General features: G+C 65.8%; 19 protein-coding genes. 9 read left to right on the top strand and 10 right to left on the bottom strand.

Annotated elements, in window-relative coordinates:
- Positions 1 to 10 precede the first annotated feature (10 nt).
- The 4 genes from EV191_RS11420 to EV191_RS11435 all read left to right on the top strand — a co-directional run bounded on the left by EV191_RS11420 (position 11) and on the right by EV191_RS11435 (position 5,564).
- Positions 11 to 1,858 (top strand): prolyl oligopeptidase family serine peptidase, encoded by a 1,848-nt coding sequence (locus EV191_RS11420; protein WP_132876949.1) that lies wholly within the window; start codon positions 11 to 13, stop codon positions 1,856 to 1,858.
- Between the two features lie 118 nt (positions 1,859 to 1,976).
- Positions 1,977 to 2,801 carry an MBL fold metallo-hydrolase gene (locus EV191_RS11425; protein ID WP_132877144.1) on the top strand — a complete coding sequence of 275 codons (825 nt, stop codon included), beginning with the start codon at positions 1,977 to 1,979 and terminating at the stop codon, positions 2,799 to 2,801.
- Entirely contained in the window at positions 2,798 to 3,460 is a 663-nt protein-coding gene (locus EV191_RS11430) for a DedA family protein (RefSeq protein ID WP_132876950.1), read from the top strand. The genes EV191_RS11425 and EV191_RS11430 overlap by 4 nt, the downstream gene beginning before the upstream one ends.
- Positions 3,447 to 5,564 carry a phage holin family protein gene (locus EV191_RS11435; protein WP_132876951.1) on the top strand — a complete coding sequence of 706 codons (2,118 nt, stop codon included), beginning with the start codon at positions 3,447 to 3,449 and terminating at the stop codon, positions 5,562 to 5,564. The genes EV191_RS11430 and EV191_RS11435 overlap by 14 nt, the downstream gene beginning before the upstream one ends.
- An 8-nt stretch (positions 5,565 to 5,572) precedes the next feature.
- Here the strand turns inward: EV191_RS11435 and EV191_RS11440 are convergent, their stop codons facing one another.
- Together EV191_RS11440 and EV191_RS11445 are read right to left on the bottom strand one after the other, a co-directional pair.
- Positions 5,573 to 6,052 (bottom strand): Dps family protein, encoded by a 480-nt coding sequence (locus EV191_RS11440; RefSeq protein WP_132876952.1) that lies wholly within the window; start codon positions 6,050 to 6,052, stop codon positions 5,573 to 5,575.
- A gap of 39 nt (positions 6,053 to 6,091) precedes the next feature.
- Positions 6,092 to 6,652 carry an NADPH-dependent FMN reductase gene (locus tag EV191_RS11445; protein ID WP_132876953.1) on the bottom strand — a complete coding sequence of 187 codons (561 nt, stop codon included), beginning with the start codon at positions 6,650 to 6,652 and terminating at the stop codon, positions 6,092 to 6,094.
- 200 nt (positions 6,653 to 6,852) lie between these two features.
- On the opposite strand from EV191_RS11445, the gene EV191_RS11450 reads away from it, so the two are divergent.
- Positions 6,853 to 7,944 (top strand): alpha/beta hydrolase, encoded by a 1,092-nt coding sequence (locus tag EV191_RS11450; protein ID WP_132876954.1) that lies wholly within the window; start codon positions 6,853 to 6,855, stop codon positions 7,942 to 7,944.
- A 136-nt stretch (positions 7,945 to 8,080) separates the two neighbouring features.
- Here EV191_RS11450 and EV191_RS11455 read toward each other — a convergent pair whose 3' ends face one another.
- Positions 8,081 to 8,452 (bottom strand): hypothetical protein, encoded by a 372-nt coding sequence (locus EV191_RS11455; protein ID WP_132876955.1) that lies wholly within the window; start codon positions 8,450 to 8,452, stop codon positions 8,081 to 8,083.
- 618 nt (positions 8,453 to 9,070) lie between these two features.
- Here EV191_RS11455 and EV191_RS11460 point away from each other — a divergent pair.
- From EV191_RS11460 to EV191_RS11470, 3 genes are all read left to right on the top strand, one after another.
- The gene (locus tag EV191_RS11460) at positions 9,071 to 9,826 is read left to right on the top strand and encodes a hypothetical protein (protein WP_132876956.1); all 756 of its coding nucleotides are present in this window, start codon (positions 9,071 to 9,073) and stop codon (positions 9,824 to 9,826) included.
- A gap of 164 nt (positions 9,827 to 9,990) precedes the next feature.
- Positions 9,991 to 10,317, top strand: coding sequence for a hypothetical protein (locus EV191_RS11465; RefSeq protein WP_132876957.1), 327 nt, complete (start codon positions 9,991 to 9,993; stop codon positions 10,315 to 10,317).
- Entirely contained in the window at positions 10,310 to 10,738 is a 429-nt protein-coding gene (locus tag EV191_RS11470) for an acyl-CoA thioesterase (protein WP_132876958.1), read from the top strand. Before EV191_RS11465 ends, EV191_RS11470 begins: the two co-directional genes overlap by 8 nt.
- On the opposite strand, the gene EV191_RS11475 is transcribed toward EV191_RS11470, so the two are convergent.
- Entirely contained in the window at positions 10,735 to 11,352 is a 618-nt protein-coding gene (locus tag EV191_RS11475; protein WP_132876959.1) for a TetR/AcrR family transcriptional regulator, read from the bottom strand. The two genes, EV191_RS11470 and EV191_RS11475, sit on opposite strands and share 4 nt — an antisense overlap.
- Positions 11,333 to 12,865 carry an MFS transporter gene (locus tag EV191_RS11480; protein WP_243658890.1) on the bottom strand — a complete coding sequence of 511 codons (1,533 nt, stop codon included), beginning with the start codon at positions 12,863 to 12,865 and terminating at the stop codon, positions 11,333 to 11,335. Before EV191_RS11480 ends, EV191_RS11475 begins: the two co-directional genes overlap by 20 nt.
- Positions 12,866 to 12,978: 113 nt before the next feature.
- Between EV191_RS11480 and EV191_RS11485 the strand changes: the two genes are divergently transcribed.
- Complete coding sequence (locus EV191_RS11485) at positions 12,979 to 14,199, top strand: MFS transporter (protein ID WP_424565453.1); 1,221 nt, start codon at positions 12,979 to 12,981, stop codon at positions 14,197 to 14,199.
- On the opposite strand, the gene EV191_RS11490 is transcribed toward EV191_RS11485, so the two are convergent.
- The 5 genes from EV191_RS11490 to EV191_RS11510 all read right to left on the bottom strand — a co-directional run bounded on the left by EV191_RS11490 (position 14,200) and on the right by EV191_RS11510 (position 17,110).
- On the bottom strand, positions 14,200 to 14,718 hold the full coding sequence (locus EV191_RS11490; protein WP_132876961.1) for a GNAT family N-acetyltransferase: 519 nt from the start codon (positions 14,716 to 14,718) through the stop codon (positions 14,200 to 14,202).
- A gap of 76 nt (positions 14,719 to 14,794) precedes the next feature.
- The gene (locus tag EV191_RS11495; protein ID WP_165912921.1) at positions 14,795 to 15,412 is read right to left on the bottom strand and encodes a DUF3558 domain-containing protein; all 618 of its coding nucleotides are present in this window, start codon (positions 15,410 to 15,412) and stop codon (positions 14,795 to 14,797) included.
- A 14-nt stretch (positions 15,413 to 15,426) separates the two neighbouring features.
- The gene (locus EV191_RS11500) at positions 15,427 to 15,909 is read right to left on the bottom strand and encodes a hypothetical protein (protein WP_132876963.1); all 483 of its coding nucleotides are present in this window, start codon (positions 15,907 to 15,909) and stop codon (positions 15,427 to 15,429) included.
- 153 nt (positions 15,910 to 16,062) lie between these two features.
- Entirely contained in the window at positions 16,063 to 16,248 is a 186-nt protein-coding gene (locus EV191_RS11505; RefSeq protein WP_132876964.1) for a DUF397 domain-containing protein, read from the bottom strand.
- On the bottom strand, positions 16,193 to 17,110 hold the full coding sequence (locus EV191_RS11510) for a helix-turn-helix domain-containing protein (protein ID WP_132876965.1): 918 nt from the start codon (positions 17,108 to 17,110) through the stop codon (positions 16,193 to 16,195). Before EV191_RS11510 ends, EV191_RS11505 begins: the two co-directional genes overlap by 56 nt.
- Positions 17,111 to 17,184: the final 74 nt, after the last annotated feature.

Below are 17,184 nucleotides of genomic sequence, written 5' to 3' on the forward strand. Positions count from 1 at the left end.
GTATCGGAGGGTGCCCACATCCCAAAAACTCAGACACCCCGCAGCAGAAGTCCCCGAAACGCTCTTCGTCGACGACGAGGCCGAGCAACGCTGGCGTGCCAGGTTCCACGCCGCGCGGGTCTCGGTGCCCAGCTGGGCGATAACCGCACCCGACCGCAACGTGTACTCCTCGAACGCCAGTGGCGTATGGGAGATCTATGCCTGGGATCGCGCCGCAGGCACACATCGCCGGGTGACCAATCGGCCGAATGGCACGGTACACGGCACGATCAGCCCAGCGGGCGAGTGGATCTGGTGGTTCGCCGATACCGACGGCGACGAGTTCGGCTCCTGGGTGCGCGAGCCGTTCACCGGATTGGCCGAAGGTGAACAGGCGCGGCCGGCGGTTCCCGGCGTGCCGGACGGATACCCCGCCGGCTTGGATATCGGTGCCACGGTCACCGCGATTGGCGTATCCAGCGATAAGGGCAGCACGCTCTACCTGTACCGCGATGGGCGCGCCGAGGTCAGCTACGAGCATGAACAGGACGCCGGGATCGGCGGCCTGTCCAGGGATGAACGCCTACTTGCGATATCCCATTCAGAACATGGTGACGCCCGGCATCCTGCACTCCGCGTGCTGTCCACAGTGGATAACTCGGTGATCGCGGAGCTCGACGACGGTCCGGGGAAGGGTCTCGTCGCGCTCGGGTTCAGTCCGGTAGCCGGCGATTCCCGGCTACTGGTACTGCATGAGCGCAGGGGCAGGGAAGAACTGCTGATCTGGGACCCGGTAAACGGCACCGAGCAACTGATCGAACTCGATCTGCCGGGTGAACTGGAGGCGGACTGGTATCCGGATGGTTCCGCATTGCTCGTGGTGCACTGCTACCGAGCCCGGAATACCTTGCATACCTACCATATCGCCGACGGCACGTTGACCACTGTGGATACCCCGAAGGGCACGATTGGCGGTGCTACGGCTCGTCCGGATGGCACTGTGGAGTACGGATGGACGGCCGCACATCACCCTTCGGTGATCCGCAGCACCACCTCAGCTGGAACCAGCTCGGTACTGCTCGAGCCGCCCGGCGCCAAGCCGCCCGGTTCGGTGCCCGTGGACGACGCCTTCGTGCCCGGCGAGACCGGTGAGGTGCATGCGCTGATCTCCAGGCCGGAGCACGCATCCGACGGCCCGCTGCCAACGGTATTCAGCTTGCACGGCGGGCCGCATCACGCGGACGAGGATCGCTTCTCGGCGTATCGCGCGGTATGGCTGGATGCCGGCTTTGCCGTTGTCGAGGTCAACTACCGGGGCTCGACGGGATACGGCTCGGCGTGGCGGGACGCGATTGAGGGACGACCGGGACTTACCGAGCTGGCCGATGTCGCTTCGGTGCATGACTGGGCACTGCGCAGCGGGCTGTCCGATCCAGACCGGTGCGTGGTGAACGGGGCATCCTGGGGCGGTTACCTGAGCCTGCTCGCGCTCGGTACCCAGCCGGAGCGCTGGGCCGCGGGGATCGCCGCGGTGCCGGTCGCGGATTACGTCGCCGCATACGAGGACGAGATGGAGCAGCTGCGGTCCTTCGACCGTGCACTGTTCGGCGGGGACCCGGATGAGGTTCCCGAGGTTTACCGCGAGTGCTCGCCCTTGACCTATGTGGACAATGTGCGGGCGCCAGTGCTGGTTCTCGCGGGAGAGAACGACCCACGGTGCCCGATCAGGCAAGTCGACAACTATCTGGCAAGGCTCGCCGAGCGGGGCGCCGACTACGAGGTGTACCGGTACGACGCGGGTCATGGCTCGCTGGTGGTTGCCGAAACCGTCCGGCAGACCAGTATCGAGGTGCGGTTCGCGCAACGGGTGCTGGCCTAGCGGAAGGGCACGGCCCAGGAACACGATCTAGACTCGACGCGAATGTGCTGGCACGAGCGTCGAGTGGGTACAAGGCATGCGGACACCCGGAGGCCGGACAGTGACCGCGGGTGACCGCATGCTGCGGTTTGCCGGCCATGCCACGGTGAGTTTCCGGCTGGGCGGCAAAACCGTGCTCACCGATCCGGTGCTCACCAGCAGGGTCGGGCCGCTGGCCAGGGTGCGCGCCCCGCTGGATCCGGCGGAGTGGACGGGGGCCGATCTCGTGGTGATCTCGCATCAGCATCTCGACCACCTCCATCTGCCCTCGTTGCGGCTGCTCGGCAGGCGGACGCCGATCGTGGTGCCGCATGGCGTTGGGCCGTGGCTTCGCCAGCGCGGTTTTACCGAGGTGCATGAGTTGGACGTCGGCGAGCAGTTGGTCGATGGTGGGCTACGGGTCACCGCCACCTCGGCCAGACATTCGGGGCACCGCTGGGGGCCACGCCTGCGGCACGGCCCGCAGGCACCGGCGCTTGGCTATCTGCTCGAGGGCGACGGGTTACGCGCGTACTTCGCGGGGGACACCGATCTGTTCGCCGGTATGGCCGAACTCGCGCCGGTGGACCTGGCGCTGCTGCCGGTGTGGGGCTGGGGCCTTGACCTCGGGCCAGGGCATCTGGATCCGGGAAGGGCGGCCCGCGCGGTCGGGCTGCTGCGCGCGCGGCTGGCCGTACCGGTGCACTGGGGCACGCTCGCGATGGCTGGGTTGACTCGCGGTAAGGGGCGGCTCGCGGAGCGCATGCGCCGGCTGCTGGTGGAACCCCCACACCTGTTCGCCCGTGCGGTGGCCGCGGCCGGGCACGACACGGTGGTGCCGGTACTGCGACCAGGTAGCGCCCTGACCCATGACTTTCGGAAGACCCGTACCGCCCAGCAAACCGAGCGGCGGGCCGTCGATTGAGCGGCACTTACGGGCTGGCGCTCGACTGGTCGGATAGCTCGACGATCGGCTATCCCACGTTGTTCGGCGGCGTGCTGCTCGGCTCGATCGTGCCCATCGTGCCGACCGGCGCGGTTGTTGGCGCCGCTGCTGCGGTAGCGGTGACGACCTCGCATCTATCCCTGCCGGTAGTGCTGTTGCTTTCGGTGCTCGGAGCGCTTGTCGGGGATGTGGCGACCTATCTGATCGCCAGGTTGGGCACCGAACCGGTGCAGCGCTGGCTGCGTAAGGGCAGCCATCCGGAGCGGCTGGCCAACGGGCGCGCCCAGTTCGCCAAACACGGCTGGCAGATCATCGTGCTCGGCAGGTTGCTGCCGGCAGGGCGGATTCCGGTACTGATCGCGGCGGCGGCAACCGGCTACCCGTGGCGGCGGCTGTTACCGAGCATGCTGGCCGCCTGCACCGTCTGGGCGTGTGCCTACGCCGTGCTCGGCGTGGCAAGCGGCGGAGTGTCGGACTCGCCGCTGATCGCCGTACTGGTGGCCACCGTGCTGGTGCTGCTGATTACCGTGGTCACGAATCTGGTCAGCCGGCACCGGCGGGCGCGGCGGCTAGCCAAGCAACCTCAGCAGCACTACGGAGGCGCCGCCATGACGGAGAATCAGCATGACGCGGGCTAAGCGCGAGCATCATGGCCGGCTGTTTCGTCGGGGGCGCACCGCGGCTCGCACCCTGCTTATCTGGTGGTCGCTGACCGTCGCCTTGCATGTGCTGAGCAATATCCTGCCCGGCTTCAGCATGCAGCGGTGGTGGCAGCCAACCGTCTGCGCGCTGCTGCTCGGCGTGCTGATCGCGGTTGTCTGGCCGCTGGTGCTGCGGGTCGCGCTACCGATCGCGGTGTTCACCCTCGGCGCGGGCAGTTTCCTGCTGCTCGGCGCGGGCACGCTGGCGATCTTCTACGCGGTGCCCGGGGTGCGGATCACCGACCTGCGTACAGCCGTGATCGTGGTGGTGGCCGTTTCCGCGGTGGCCGCGGTGATCAGCAGCCTGCTCGCGGTGGACGAGGACGAGATCTTCTTCCGGCGCGCGGCGCGGCGCAGCCGCAAGAGTTCCGCTGGACAGCGGGAGCTACCACCCGGCGTGCTCTTCCTGCAGGTGGATGGGCTTGGCTACAACGTTGTCCGGCGCGCGGTGCGCGATGGCGATATGCCGACGCTTGCCGCCTGGCTCGCCGAGGACACCCACGGATTGCGGATGTGGCACACCGACTGGAGCTCGCAGACCGGGGCGAGTGTTTGCGGCATCCTGCATGGCGACAACCACGATGTGATCGGCTTCCGCTGGTACGAGAAGGACACCGGGCAGGTCATGGCCTGCTCGGCGCCGCGCAGTGCGGCAGAGATCGAACGCCGGCACTCGACGGGCGAAGGGCTACTCGCGCACGGCGGTTCGAGCAGGGGGAACCTGTTCACCGGTGATGCGCCACAGGTCAGCCTCACCATGAGCGCCGCGCCGGTAGTTCTGTCCAAACAGGAGCGTCGGGTGCGCGGGAAGCGGAAGGCCGGCGCGGGTTACTACGCGTACTTCGCGAATCCGATCAACGCCTTGCGCACCTTCGGTTCGGCGATTGTCGATGTGTTCAGGGAACTGCTCGCGGCCGCGAAGCAACGCAGGGCGAACGTGCAGCCAAGGGTCAATCGCGGCGGGTTCTACCCGCTCGCGCGGGTGGGCACCACGGTACTCGCGCGCGATGTGGTGGTCTCGGCGATCCTGGAGGACATCATCGCCGGTCGGCCGGTGGTGTATGCGGATTTCCTCGGTTACGACGAGGTGGCGCACCACTCGGGGATCGAGCGGTTCGACACCCTCGCCGTGCTGCGCACCATCGATCAGCAGATCGGCAGGCTGCACCGGGCAAGCCGGCTTGGCCCGCGCGAGTACCACCTTGTGGTGCTCTCCGATCATGGCCAGACGCAGGGACGGGCCTTCGCTGACCGGTTCGGCGAGTCGATCGAGCAGCTGGTCGCCCGGTTGTGTGGCTGCCCGACGGCCGATCGCGCGCATCGGGAGGCCAAGCGCAGCGCACGCAAGATCACCGAAGGCTGGCAGCATGGCGCGGGTCTCGCGGAAGCAGCCGCCGGTGGTGGTTTCGTGGCACGCCGACTTCGCGCCAGAGTGGACGGTGCGGATTCCGGCGAGGGCGAAACCGCAAGTACCACCGCGCCGGGCCTGGTAGTGCTGCCGTCCGGACATCTGGCGATGGTGTCGTTCACCGAGCATCCCGGCCGGGTTCCACTCGAGACGATCGAGCGGATGCACCCCCGGCTGCTGCCCGCGCTTGTCGATCACCCTGGAGTGGGTTTCCTGCTGGTACACAGCGAGCAGCACGGTCCGGTGGTGCTTGGCAGGGATGGTCTGCACCGGCTGGCCACCGGCAAGATCATCGGTGCGGACCCGCTTGTCGATTACGGGCCGCATGCCGCTGATCTGATCCGCAGGGTGACCGAGTTCCCGCACTGCGCGGACATCATGATCAACAGTCGCTATGACCCGGAGACCGGGAACGCTTCGGCCTTTGAAGCGCATATCGGCTCGCACGGCGGGCTTGGCGGGGAGCAGAACCTCGGGTTCGTGGTGTACCCGAAGCAGCTGACCGCACCCGGCGACATCGTTGGCGCGGAACAGCTGCACCAGCTCTTCCGCGGCTGGCTGATCGAACTCGGGCAGTTGGCGCCCGTCCAGGATCCGGTTGAGTCACCCACTGCCGCGCACGTCTCCCAGTGATCCCGAGGTCAGTTGGCCAGCTGGGCTTGCCACATCCAGTGGGCCTTCTCCAGCTCCTTGGTGATCTCGATCAGCAGGTCCTGGGTGACCAGGTCGGTCTTGTCGGTTTCCTCGATGCGTGCCCGCAGTCGCTCGATAAGTGCCTCGAGCGCGGCAACGATCGCCGTGATCGTGTCTATATCGGACTGCCAGTTGTCCGGGAACTCCGGGACACCACTGCTCGCGACCACGGTTCGCGCTTTGCCATTCGGTGAGATGCCGATCGCGTTGCTACGTTCTGCTACCTCATCGGCATAGTTGCGCGCCGTATCGGTCAACTCATCCAGCTGCGTATGCACACTTGTGAAGTGTCGGCCGACCACGTTCCAGTGCGCCTGCTTGGCGGTCAACGACAGGTCGATCAGATCGACAAGCGTTGCCTGTAGGGCATTTCCGGTCGCGGTCCGTTCACCGTCGCCGAGCGGGCTCGTTATCGGTGCCCTGCTCACTGCGCATCATCTCCTTCGAGACGCTGGCACCATGACGACTCAAGTGTGCCGTGCCTGCGCGAACTCGGCCACTTGCCGCCCGATCGTGCGAAGCGATTCCTCCACCTGTGGGTCAGAGCAGTGCCCGTCCGCATCGAAGTGGACGTGCGCGGAGTTCACCGCCGCGCCGAGTGGCGTCGGCCAGCCGCGCAGCGCATGCACGATCTGGCGCAACGCGGTGAGCGTGGTTACCGCCGCCTGCCAGCCGTGCGCGGTCGCCACGCAGCCCACCGCGCGCCCGTCCAGGTACGGGTAGGCATCCGAACGCAGGTCTTCCACGTAGTCCAGTGCGTTTTTCACCAGGCCGGACACCGTGCCGTGGTATCCGGGGGAGACCAGTACCACCCCGTCGGCCGCGCGCAGCTCGTCGACCAGCCGGCTGGCTACCGGTGTGCGCTCAGGAACCGCAGGATCGTAGAACGGCAGCACGAGATCGTCGCCGACGAAGCTCGTTGTCTTCGCGCCGGCGTCGGCAAGCCCGCTGAGCACGATGCGCAGGGCGCGTTCGGACTGCGAGTCCGCGCGAAGCGAGCCACCCAGCCCTACTACGGTGATCGTCATCGAATTCGGCCCCGCCGATTCGCCTGCCTCGGGCGCTGGGTGGTCGTAGTTCGCATATCCGCACAATATGACCTCAACCTGGGTCGAGGTCCAGCCCACGTGACGAGCGCGATCACCGACCAGCCAAGCCGCCACGACGCAGCCCTAGTCAGTTGCTACTCGACAGTAGTACTTTCTGATCACCCACCTCAGGAGTCGATATGGCCACCCCGCTCGAACGCCTTCCCGTGCCCGTCCTCCGCACCGTCGCGCTGGCGCCCTTCGCGCTACCTGCCGCGATGCGCAAGCGGATGGTCGGCGCGCCGATCCGGATGGACGGCCAGCAGCTCGCCCTGGACGCTCAGGTGGTCCTCTACGTGATGAAAATGTCGGGCCGTACCCGGCTGGTGAACGACGAGCTGGCCGAGGTTCGGGCTGGGATGGTCCTTGGGCAGCACATGCTCGGCGGCCCGCCGACCGAGCCGGTGGCGACCAGGGACCTGGAGATCCCCAGTGGCGAGCACCGCATCGGTGGCCGGTTGTACACCCCGGCCGGGCTCGCCGAAGGCTCCCCGCTGCTGGTGTTCTTCCACGGCGGGGGTTGGGTGATCGGCAATCTGGACACGCACGACAAGGCGTGCCGGTTGTTCGCCAAATACGCTGGTGTACGCGTGCTTTCCGTGGACTACCGGCTGGCGCCGGAGCATCCGTTCCCTGCCGCGGTTGAGGACGCGAACGCCGCCTTTCGCTTCGCCGCCGAGCATGCGGCCGAGCTCGGGGCGGACCCGGCGGCGATCGCGGTCGGCGGGGACAGCGCCGGCGGTAACCTCGCCGCGGTCGTCGCCGTGCAGGCCGCGGCCGATCCGGCGGGCCCACAGCCGGTCTTTCAGCTGTTGATCTACCCGGCCATCGACAACGTGACCGAGCGGCCGTCCAGGCGGCTGTTCCGCGAAGGGTTCCTGCTCACCGGCGAGGACATGAACTGGTTCCGCGAGCAGTACGTGGCGAATCTGCGGGATCCTGCCGACCCGCGGTTTTCCGTGTTCCATTCGGAGAACGTGGCTGGTGTGGCACCCGCCTATATTTCCACGGCCGGTTTCGATCCGCTGCGGGATGAAGGTGAGGCCTACGGCGAGAAGCTGCGCGCGGCCGGGGTTGCGGTCACGGTGAATCGCATGTCCGACCTGTTCCACGGCTACCTGAACTTCCTCGGCGCTGGCCGGCGGTTCCGTGAAGCCACGCTCGAACTGGCCAGTGGCCTGCGGGTCGGGATCAGCATGGCGTTGGCGAGCAAGACAACCGGCCGGAAGTAGTTGCTCGACACAGGCAAAGGTGGGGTGCGCCCTCCAGCACACCCCACCTTTGCTCTAACCCCCCGCCGATAGTGCCTTACCGTCCATTCCTGTCCCGTTCACCGTCAATTCGGAAAACGTCACAAGAAATGGGAACTTACGGTACGGGCACCGGCGGCACCTCTGGTTCCGGAATCGGAAGCGGAGGTGCCCCGCCGCCAAGCAAGCCATCCAGCAGTCCGGACAATTGTGTTAGCAGCGACTGCAACAAGTCATTAACCGTTGTCAGCAGGCTGCCGGTATCTGGCAATTGCCCCGAAACATTGGCCTCGATTAGTTCTCCCAGTTTGGTGTCCAAACGGACCGACAGGTCAACCGAACTGTCGACGCGGCTGGACACCTCACTACGTGCCGCCCATGGCTCCGATCGATTCTGCAGCGACTCGACGACCCCGTTGATCTCCTGCGTAGCCTGTTGTGCGGAGTTCAGCTTCCCCTGATCTGCCTTGACAGCCAGCTGATCCCGCAACGTTTGAACCGCTTCCGCACTCGCCGCCGGCGAGGTAGTCACGGAGCCAGAGCCACCGGAAGGAGGCGCACTAGCACTCGCGTATGACATACCCGCGCCAGTCATTGCGAGGACGCTACCGACGGCTACGGCGGTAACTATTTTGGCCAAGCCTTTCCTCATCACCAGCTCCTTACCAATGTCCACGCACAATGGTTCAGATTTTCGTTTCGCACGCTCGGTAATTGACGTGCCCCGATATCGTGACCCTGAGCGGCTCCGAAAATCTAGTGGGTCACCCGTCCGGTGCGGATAGCGAATTCGCGTTTCGTACACAGTTCAACCACATTCGCCGCCTTCGGGAACACTAAAGAGGTGTCGTTGCCCTGGCCGTCAATCACCCTCTGCTGATCATGAGGGCGCCGCGTCGTTGATCTCGCCTCACCGGGTGACTCAAGATCACTCGGCTCAGCGTGGTTTCGCGGTGAGCGCGTGTTCCTAGCGCCTGCCCCGTGTCGGTGAGCGCGCTATCACCCACGACGTGCATTGGGCCGGGTTGGCTCGGCAGGTGACGGCAGCCTGCCCAGTCAGCTGTGCATGCCGGCACACGAGGCGTGGCCGGCCTGGCAGACTGCACCTATGTCAGCCAGATTCGTGGATCTACCGTTCGCGCCCGCGAGTGCCGATACCGGCGAGCGAGAGGGCCGCTGGGTGCGCGAGGGCATCAGGGAGTTCGGCTCGAGCGTGTCCGCCCTGCTGCCGGACAGCCTGCCCGGCTACGCGCGGATCCTGCACCCCGCCTGGCGCGAGGTGCACGGTACGGCCCGCCAGGTTTCCTGGGCCGAGGTCGCGGGCGCCAACGGGCGTAAGGCACATCGGTTGATGCAGTGGCCGGGGATCACCGGGATCGGTGATCTGGACCAGTGGCAGCTCGGTCAGGCGAAGGTTTATGACGAGGAGCCGCTGCTCGGTAGCCTGCCGACCGAGGTGGCGCGTCCACTGGTGGAGATCCTTGCCAAGCACACCGAAACGCCCGAGTCCTGCCTGTTCGGGCTCTGGCATGGCTACGGCGGTGCGCTACAGCAGTTGCCAAGGGATGCCGAGATCGAACTGCCGCACCGCAAGCTGTGGCTTTACCAGGCGAGGGTGCAGGACGCCACGGCCAGCTTCACCGATGGTTCGGGCCCGGAACACCAGTCCGCGAACCTGTGGTGGCCGAGTGATCAGGCCTGGTGCGTAGCCACCGATATCGATCTTGCCAGCAGCTACGTCGGCGGCAGTGCCGAGTTGATCGCGGCGCTGCTCGACTCGCCCGACCTGGAGGCGGTCGACGCGTACCTAGCCGACCCGATTCACCTGCGCGCGGACACCGTGAACCCGTACCCAGAACTCTGAGCTCGCAGAACTCTGAGCTCGCTAACCTTAAAGAACGCGATCACGGGACGTAACTAACGTCGTCGCGCCCCGTGGTCGCAAGATCCCTGCGGAACGCGGTCTCGGCGCGGTTTCGCATGCCTAGCGATTGCTATGCAATTGATAGCGTTTGCTATGCTATATCGATGACCCAACAGGCTCCCGGAGTTGCCGATATCGCTGCCGCGCTACGTCAGATAAGCAGGGGTTTTGCTGCGCTGGCCAATGCTGTCGACCAGGATCCTGCCGGTTTATCGGAGTCCGATCGCTATCAATCGGTTTTGCACGAATGGGGACATCGCGGGCTGGGCAGGGCGGAGACGAGCGCGCTGCTGCGCAAGCACGGTTTCTCTCCGCAAGCCGCCGGCGGTTGGGTACGTGGCGAATGGCTGGAAACGCGCGCGGACGGGCGCAGGTACCTCACCGCGCGTTCCCGGCGTTGGCTGGCCGAACAGGAGGTCGGGAATGTTTGATCTGCCGTTTCGGGTGCGGATGACCGTACGCGGCTATGAACTTGATGCGCAGCGGCACGTCAACGGCTCCGTGTACGTGCAGTACGCCGATCATTCGCGGTATGCCTGCGTGCAGGCGGCCGGGGTGCCGGTGGAGGAACTGATTGGCAACGGCTACGGCCCGGTGAACCTGAAGACCAATATCCAGTACCACCACGAACTCCGCGGTGGTGAGGACGTCGAGGTGTCCTGCGACTGGCAGTGGACCGACGGCAAGACCTTCAAGGTGGTGCACGTCTTCCGGCGCCCGGATGGCGAGGTCGTCGCCGAGCTGGAACACCTCAGCGGGATGCTCGACCTGAAAACCCGCCGGCTGGTGCCCAACCCCGCGGAGATGTGGCGCTCCTACGCCAAACGACCGGCCCTGCTCGGCTTGTCCTAACGGTCCTCCAGGGTGGCCAGCGCTTCGTCCAGCCGCTGGATCAGCGCATCCGCATCGTCGATCTTGGCCTGCTCCAACTGGCCAAGATGCGGGACGAGCGCGGCCACCAGCACGCCGAACATCGCCCCTGCCAGCATTCGCGCGGCGAAATCGGCCGGCTCCCTGCCCATCCGGGTGGCCACCACTCCGGCGAACACGTCGAAATCCCGGATGGCCCCGTCGATGAGCGCCCCGCGTAGTTCCGGCACGGTGAGCACCAGACGCTGCCGGCCGAGCTCGGTGTCCACCTCGGCATCGGACATACCCCGGTAAACCCCGGCGATCGCGGTACGGAACGCGGCAACCGGGCCCAGTTCGGCGGGTTGGGCAAGAAACGCGGCGAACAATTCCGGGTCAACGGAGTCGTAGAGCACCGTCTGTTCCTTGGTAGGGAAGTACCGGTAGAAGGTGCTCGGCGAGATCTCCGCGGCCTCGGCGATCTGTTCGATCGTCGTCTGCGCGTAACCCTGCTCGGCGAACAGCCGCATCGCATGCCGCTGGATCGTGGCCAGCGTCTTGGCCTTCTTCCGCTCCCGCAGCCCGGTCGGCCGCGCCTCATCCCGCGACGTGCTCATCCTTCGATTGTCCCGTCCGTTCGCCCTGTTCCTCCGCCACGACATCCTCGGCGTGGTTCGGGAGATACACCAGGGTCAGGATCACACCGAGCACCGCGATCCCCGCACATACCCACAGGGTGGCGGACATGCCGTGCACCAGCGCGGCGCGCACCGAAGCGAGCAGCTCCGGCGCGTCCAGGGTTTGCGCGACCCGCACACCCGCCGCCGCGCTGTCGGCAGCGGCGGCCGGCACCGCGGTCAGGTCCAGCTGCCCGCGATACGTCGCGCCGAGTAGCGTGCCAAGAAGCGCCACGCCCAGCGTCCCGCCGACCTGGCGGGCCGCCTGCAACATCCCGGAGCCGACCCCGCTGCCGCTTCGCGGCAGGGCTCCCATCGCGATATCCATCGCTGGTGGCAAGGCGAAGCCGAAACCGACGCCGAGTACGGAAAGCCAGAACGCCACGAATCCATAGCTGTCGGCGACGCTGGTCTGCGTGCCGATCAGCAGTCCGGCGGCCAGCAACGCGAAGCCAATCGCAACGATCGCTTTCGCGCCGACGTTCGGGCGAAGTCGATTGGCCAGCTGTACCCCGACGAGCAGCCCGCCGACCACCGGGAGCAGCCGTAACCCGGTGCCGAGCGCGGTCGCGTCGAACACCGCCTGGAAGTACTGCGGCAGCACGAACATCGCACCCATCAGCACGAACGAAGCCACCGTGGCGAGCAGCGTGCCCCAGGCGAACCCGCGTGAGCTGAACAGCGCCGGATCCACCAGCGGAGTGCGAGCGCGGGTGATCCACCAGCCGAACGCGCCGAGCAGTAGCCCGCCGAGCAGGATCAGCGACCAGGTCAGCGTGCCGCCCCAGCCGTGCTCGCCAGCTTCGATCAACCCATAGGTCAACACCCCGAGTCCGGTCGCGGACAGCAGCACCCCGATGCCGTCGATCCGGTTGCCCGGCGCTGCCGGGGTGGCCGGCAACAGCCAACCGAGCAGTAGCAGGCCGACCAGCACCAGCGGAATGTTGATCAAGAAGATCGAACCCCACCAGAAGTGGTCCAGCAGCCAACCACCGACTACCGGGCCGAGGGGGATACCGAGCGCCATCGCCGCCGACCAGACACCGATCGCCTTCGTTCGCTCGGCGCCGTGGAACATCCTGGTCAACATCGACATGGACAGCGGGATCAGCAGGGCGGCACCGAGACCAAGGGCCGCTCGTGCCGTGATCAACATGCCCGCGCTGCCGGCGTAGGCGCACCATGCCGATGCCGCTCCGAACACCGTCAGGGCAACGAGCAGCAGCTTCTTCTGGCCGAACCGGTCGCCGCACAGTCCGGCCGGCAGCAGTCCAGCGGCCAGTACCAGCGTGAACGAGTTCACGAACCACTGCAGTTCGCTCGTGGACGCGGACAGTTCGGTGGCCAGCGTGGGTAGCGCCACGTTCAGGATCGTCGTATCCAACCCGATGGTCAGTAGCGCCACGCTGAGCGCGCCGAGCGCCCACCAGCGACGTGTTCCGGAATATGTCAACGCGACTCCTAGAGTGGTAGCTGCTTCTTTTTGATAGTAACTACCTTTTTAGAGTCTATGCAACGCCGGAAAGAAGTTGCACGTGCGTACCAAGTCGCGGTTACATGGACGTTGTGTCTTTGCAGTCGTATCGTGCTGCGCTCCGGATCCGGGGAGTTCCCAGCTCGCTCTTGCTGATGTTCGTCGTGCGCCTGCCGATGACCGCGGCAGGTTTGACCATGACGTTGCATGTGGTCAGCGAACTCGGGATGGGCTACGGCGCGGCTGGCCTGGTCGGCGCGGTGACGACCGGAGGGACAGCGCTGGGGGCGCCGCTACTCGGCCGGTTCTTTGATCGGTACGGGCTGCGGCCGGTTATCGCGGTCTGCGCGATCGCCTCCACCGTGTACTGGTTGACCGCCTCGCATCTGCCCTATGTGGCCTTGCTGTGCACCGCGCTCCCGGCGGGGCTGCTGGCGATCCCCGCCGGTCCCGTTGGCAAGCAGATCCTCGCCGCGCTGGTGCCCGAACGGCAGCGGCGTAGTGTCTTCTCACTGGACACGGTGTCCGTCGAACTGAGTTTCATGATCGGGCCCGCGCTCGGTATCGGGATCGCCACGGCGTTTTCCGGCACCGTGGCGTTGAGCGCCATTGGGATCTGCTTCGGCGTTGGCGGGTTGCTGTTGTGGTTGATGAACCCACCGATCCGCAATTCGGACGAGATCGGCGCGGGGGAGCTGTACCGCCCCCGGCTGCGCCAGTGGGTGAACCGTTCGCTGATCGCTACCTGGCTCACCGCGTTCGGCGCGCTTTTCGTGTTGATCGGCACCGAGCTTTCCGCGCTGGCCGTCTTGCGCGCCTCGGGGAATGTGGAGCTCACCGGCGTGGTGATCGCGGTGATCTGTCTCGCCTCGCTGATCGGTGGGCTGGTCTATGGTGCGGCGTCCCGGACGCCTTCGCAGCGCACGCTGATGTTCTTGCTTGCCGCCTTGCTCATTCCGGTTGCGGTGCTTGACGAACCGTGGTGGCTGCTCGCGATCGCGTTGATCCCGTCCAATTTGGTCTGCGCGCCGACCTTGGCCGCGACCTCGGAGGCGGTGAGCAGGCTCGCCCCGCCGCAGGTTCGCGGTACGGCGATGGGCTTACAGGACTCCTCGGTGCGGCTCGGCCTCGCTGTTGGTAACCCGGCGATCGGGTTGGTGATCGACCACGGTTCGGCGTCCTGGGGCTTCGCCGCTTCCGGGCTGGTAGGTGTGGTCATCGCTGGAGTGGCGATGCTGCTTGTCGGATTCTCGACCACGAGCAAGCCAGCTGCCCCGCGAGAGTCGAAGCAGCGGACCCGGGCACCCCGTTAGCTAGAGGTTCATGAAGGCGGCCGGATAGCTGAACTCGCCGCGCATCGTCGGGTCGTAGCCGTGTAGCGGCAGGACCATGAAATTCGGCGCCCAGGTCGGGTCCGGTGGCGTGATACCGAACTCGGCTGCCAGCCGGAATCCGAACCTCGGGTAGTAGTCGATGTGGCCGAGCAGGGCGATCAATGGCTCATCGAGCGCGTCCGCGGCGCCGAGCACGGTGCGCATCAGCGCGCTGCCGATCCCGCCGGACTGTACGCGGGCATTGACGCCGATCGGTCCGAGCGCGAGCGCCGGCGTATCGCCAACCTTGCCGCGGGTGCACACCACATGCCCGATGATCTGCGCGTCCCGCAGTGCCACGAACGCGAGTTGGGGCAGCCAGGCATCGCTCTCGCGCAGTGCGTCGACGAGGCCTACCTCGACTGGCTCGGTACCAGCTTCGCTGGTTGCCGCGAAGGCTGACGCGTGTACGTCGCGGATACCCGCCGCATCGCCGGCCTGTTCCCTCCTGATCAGCATGCGGCACAGTGTGCCGGCTGGCGTACCGCCCGGCCACTGATTTACCACCAAACCGCAATCTTTAGGGATCTTGCGGTTACTGGGCGGCCTTCATCGTCTGCAACATGTACTCAGCGATACCTTGCACCGTTCCGCATGCATCGCCGCCCTCGTTGCCCCACGACAACCGCACACCGACGTCCATCGCCAACTCATCAGTCAGGCCCACCGCAACCGTGCAGTAGCCTTTTTCCGGCTCTCCCTCAGTCGAGCTATAGATGACACCTGGGTGGCCCTCGATCGGTTCAACTGGCTCAAACACGGCGTACTGACTACGGGTCTCGTACAGTGCCGTCAAACCACGATCGCTAGCAGTCACAAGAATGATGCTGGCGTTACCCGTGGTTTCCCGATTGTTCCAGTTGCACATAGGGCCTGCTTCGGCATCCTCTTCCTCGCCTTGCTGGGGAAGGTTCAGCTCCTGCAGGTGCTCCGGCGTCAACGCCGCACAGGGATCTTCCTCGAACTTCGAGGTATCTAGCGGTTTCTCAACAGCCGGCGCGCCTCCTGCCGGAAGGCCATCGGCGTCACCTGGCGCCGAAATTGACGGCGAACCCGCATCTGACGTGCCGGCTGGCTCGGCCGAACCAGGCTCCTCCGTTGAACAACCCACCAACAACATCGACACTACGGCGACAACCGATGCGGTCGCCATATGACCACGCGACATCACACCGGCCCCACCGGGCCATCTGGCTTCTTCATCTCCCGTGCCGCCTCGTCTTCGGTTTCTACGTACTCACCCAGTGCCTCGGCGCACTTTCGCGCCTGCGCCCAGCAATAGTCACGCCGCTCTTTGAGGGATCGGATGACTTGCTCGCCGGACGCGTTTGCCGCCAGAGCATAGCGAGCGCTGACGTATTCATCGCCCGGACCGACGATCCGCCGCAGTGGCTCGGCGATCCGGACGTCCTCTTGGTACTCCTCGGCCAAGGCTTTCCAGCGGTTCATGATGGAGCGGAGTTGTTCTTCGGTGTACTCGAAGCGGCCGGCTTCGCCGCCGCTGTTGGCTACGGCGTTGAGCTCGTCCATCTGGCCCGCGCCGATGGCCGTGGCTCCGAGGCCGATGGCGCCGCCGACTTCGGCCGGGCCGGCTACATTCTCGGCTCCGGGTGCGGCCCCAACCTCTGGGTCTTGTTCTGGCTGGCTCATGTCCCCTCCCATGCGACAACCATGCGCGGCTACATACTGCAATCAATGTATCACCGCACGCGATTGTCGCGGGGACAATCAGTCAGAACTAGCTGGATAGAGCGCTACCAACAACGAACGGGCTCACTCAGGGTGAACCCGAACGGACGAGACCTAGGCCAGCTCGTCCAACAGGGCACGCCAGGCAGCGCCCGGGATCGTGAGTTGGCCGCCGGCACGGTTCTTGGTGTCCCGCACCTGGACGGCACCGTCAGCCCGGGCCACCTCGACGCAGGCGCCATTGCTACCGCTGTAACTGCTGGTTCGCCAGGGAACGACCTTCGATTCGGGCGTGGTCATCGCTGTTCTCTCCATCCGGGTAGAGCTCCATCGCCGTATTGCCGATCAGCTCCTTCGATTGTCGCGCATCCAGAGCCGTTTCCGCGAGCCTGCCCAGCATGCTCCGATAGGTGGCGATTTCCGCCGGCTCCTCAAGAAACACGCTCGCCGTCTGACTTTCCAGATACACCACCGGCTTGAAACCAACGATATCCAGCAACATGAATCCGCCAGCGATCCCCGCATGTCCACCTCGGCTGGCCGGCACGATCCGCAGCTCGATATTCGGCCGTACCGCCATCCGCAGCAGATGGTGCAACTGCTCCGACATCACTTCGGGTCCGCCAACAGCCAGCCGTAGCGCAAGCTCGTGGATGAAGTAGCTGAACCGGATCGGTTTCTCCCTGCTGAGCAAGCTTTGTCGCGCCAACCGAGCGGCAACGCGATCATCGATCTCGTTCGGCTCGTCGTTCCCAGCCTCGAGCAGCAGTGCCCGCGCATACTCGCCAGTCTGCAGCATGCCTGGGACTATGTTCGGCTGGAAGTCGCCGACATGTTCCGCGTTGTCCTCCAGGTCGACCAGGATGCGCAGTTGCTTCGGCAAGCCGGTACCGAACTGCTGCAACAGCCCCGGCCGGTTCGCTTCCTCGCCCAGCCACAACAACCGGTCGCGTTCCGCGCCTTTCACCTCGCATACGCCAAGGAACGTCGCCAGATCCAGCTTCGGGCAGGTGCGCTTACCACTGAGATAGCGGGAAAGCCGCGCCTCGTCCCAACCGATCTTGCGGGCAAATTCCTTACCGGACAGTCCGGTCGCGCGCAGCGCCTGTCTCATCGCATCGCCGAGCTGCCGGCTGCGGATCGTGGGGAAATCGGCATCCATGGCGGCCCAACCTAGCGGGCCACCATCGAACTCCACACCAACAACGGGATTGTTCCCCGGAACGACGGATCGAT

It is taken from the genome of Tamaricihabitans halophyticus (assembly GCF_004340875.1).
In the GTDB taxonomy this organism is placed as follows: domain Bacteria; phylum Actinomycetota; class Actinomycetes; order Mycobacteriales; family Pseudonocardiaceae; genus Tamaricihabitans; species Tamaricihabitans halophyticus.

What these genes read in the sequence shown, in the direction of transcription:
- EV191_RS11425 (WP_132877144.1), top strand. Translation starts at nt 1,977, where the DNA reads ATGCTGCGGTTTGCCGGCCATGCCACGGTGAGTTTCCGGCTGGGCGGC.
- EV191_RS11435 (WP_132876951.1), top strand. Translation starts at nt 3,447, where the DNA reads ATGACGCGGGCTAAGCGCGAGCATCATGGCCGGCTGTTTCGTCGGGGG.
- EV191_RS11445 (WP_132876953.1), bottom strand. Translation starts at nt 6,652, where the DNA reads ATGACGATCACCGTAGTAGGGCTGGGTGGCTCGCTTCGCGCGGACTCG.
- EV191_RS11450 (WP_132876954.1), top strand. Translation starts at nt 6,853, where the DNA reads ATGGCCACCCCGCTCGAACGCCTTCCCGTGCCCGTCCTCCGCACCGTC.
- EV191_RS11460 (WP_132876956.1), top strand. Translation starts at nt 9,071, where the DNA reads ATGTCAGCCAGATTCGTGGATCTACCGTTCGCGCCCGCGAGTGCCGAT.
- EV191_RS11465 (WP_132876957.1), top strand. Translation starts at nt 9,991, where the DNA reads ATGACCCAACAGGCTCCCGGAGTTGCCGATATCGCTGCCGCGCTACGT.
- EV191_RS11470 (WP_132876958.1), top strand. Translation starts at nt 10,310, where the DNA reads ATGTTTGATCTGCCGTTTCGGGTGCGGATGACCGTACGCGGCTATGAA.
- EV191_RS11475 (WP_132876959.1), bottom strand. Translation starts at nt 11,352, where the DNA reads ATGAGCACGTCGCGGGATGAGGCGCGGCCGACCGGGCTGCGGGAGCGG.
- EV191_RS11490 (WP_132876961.1), bottom strand. Translation starts at nt 14,718, where the DNA reads ATGCTGATCAGGAGGGAACAGGCCGGCGATGCGGCGGGTATCCGCGAC.
- EV191_RS11495 (WP_165912921.1), bottom strand. Translation starts at nt 15,412, where the DNA reads ATGGCGACCGCATCGGTTGTCGCCGTAGTGTCGATGTTGTTGGTGGGT.
- EV191_RS11500 (WP_132876963.1), bottom strand. Translation starts at nt 15,909, where the DNA reads ATGAGCCAGCCAGAACAAGACCCAGAGGTTGGGGCCGCACCCGGAGCC.
- EV191_RS11505 (WP_132876964.1), bottom strand. Translation starts at nt 16,248, where the DNA reads ATGACCACGCCCGAATCGAAGGTCGTTCCCTGGCGAACCAGCAGTTAC.
- EV191_RS11510 (WP_132876965.1), bottom strand. Translation starts at nt 17,110, where the DNA reads ATGGATGCCGATTTCCCCACGATCCGCAGCCGGCAGCTCGGCGATGCG.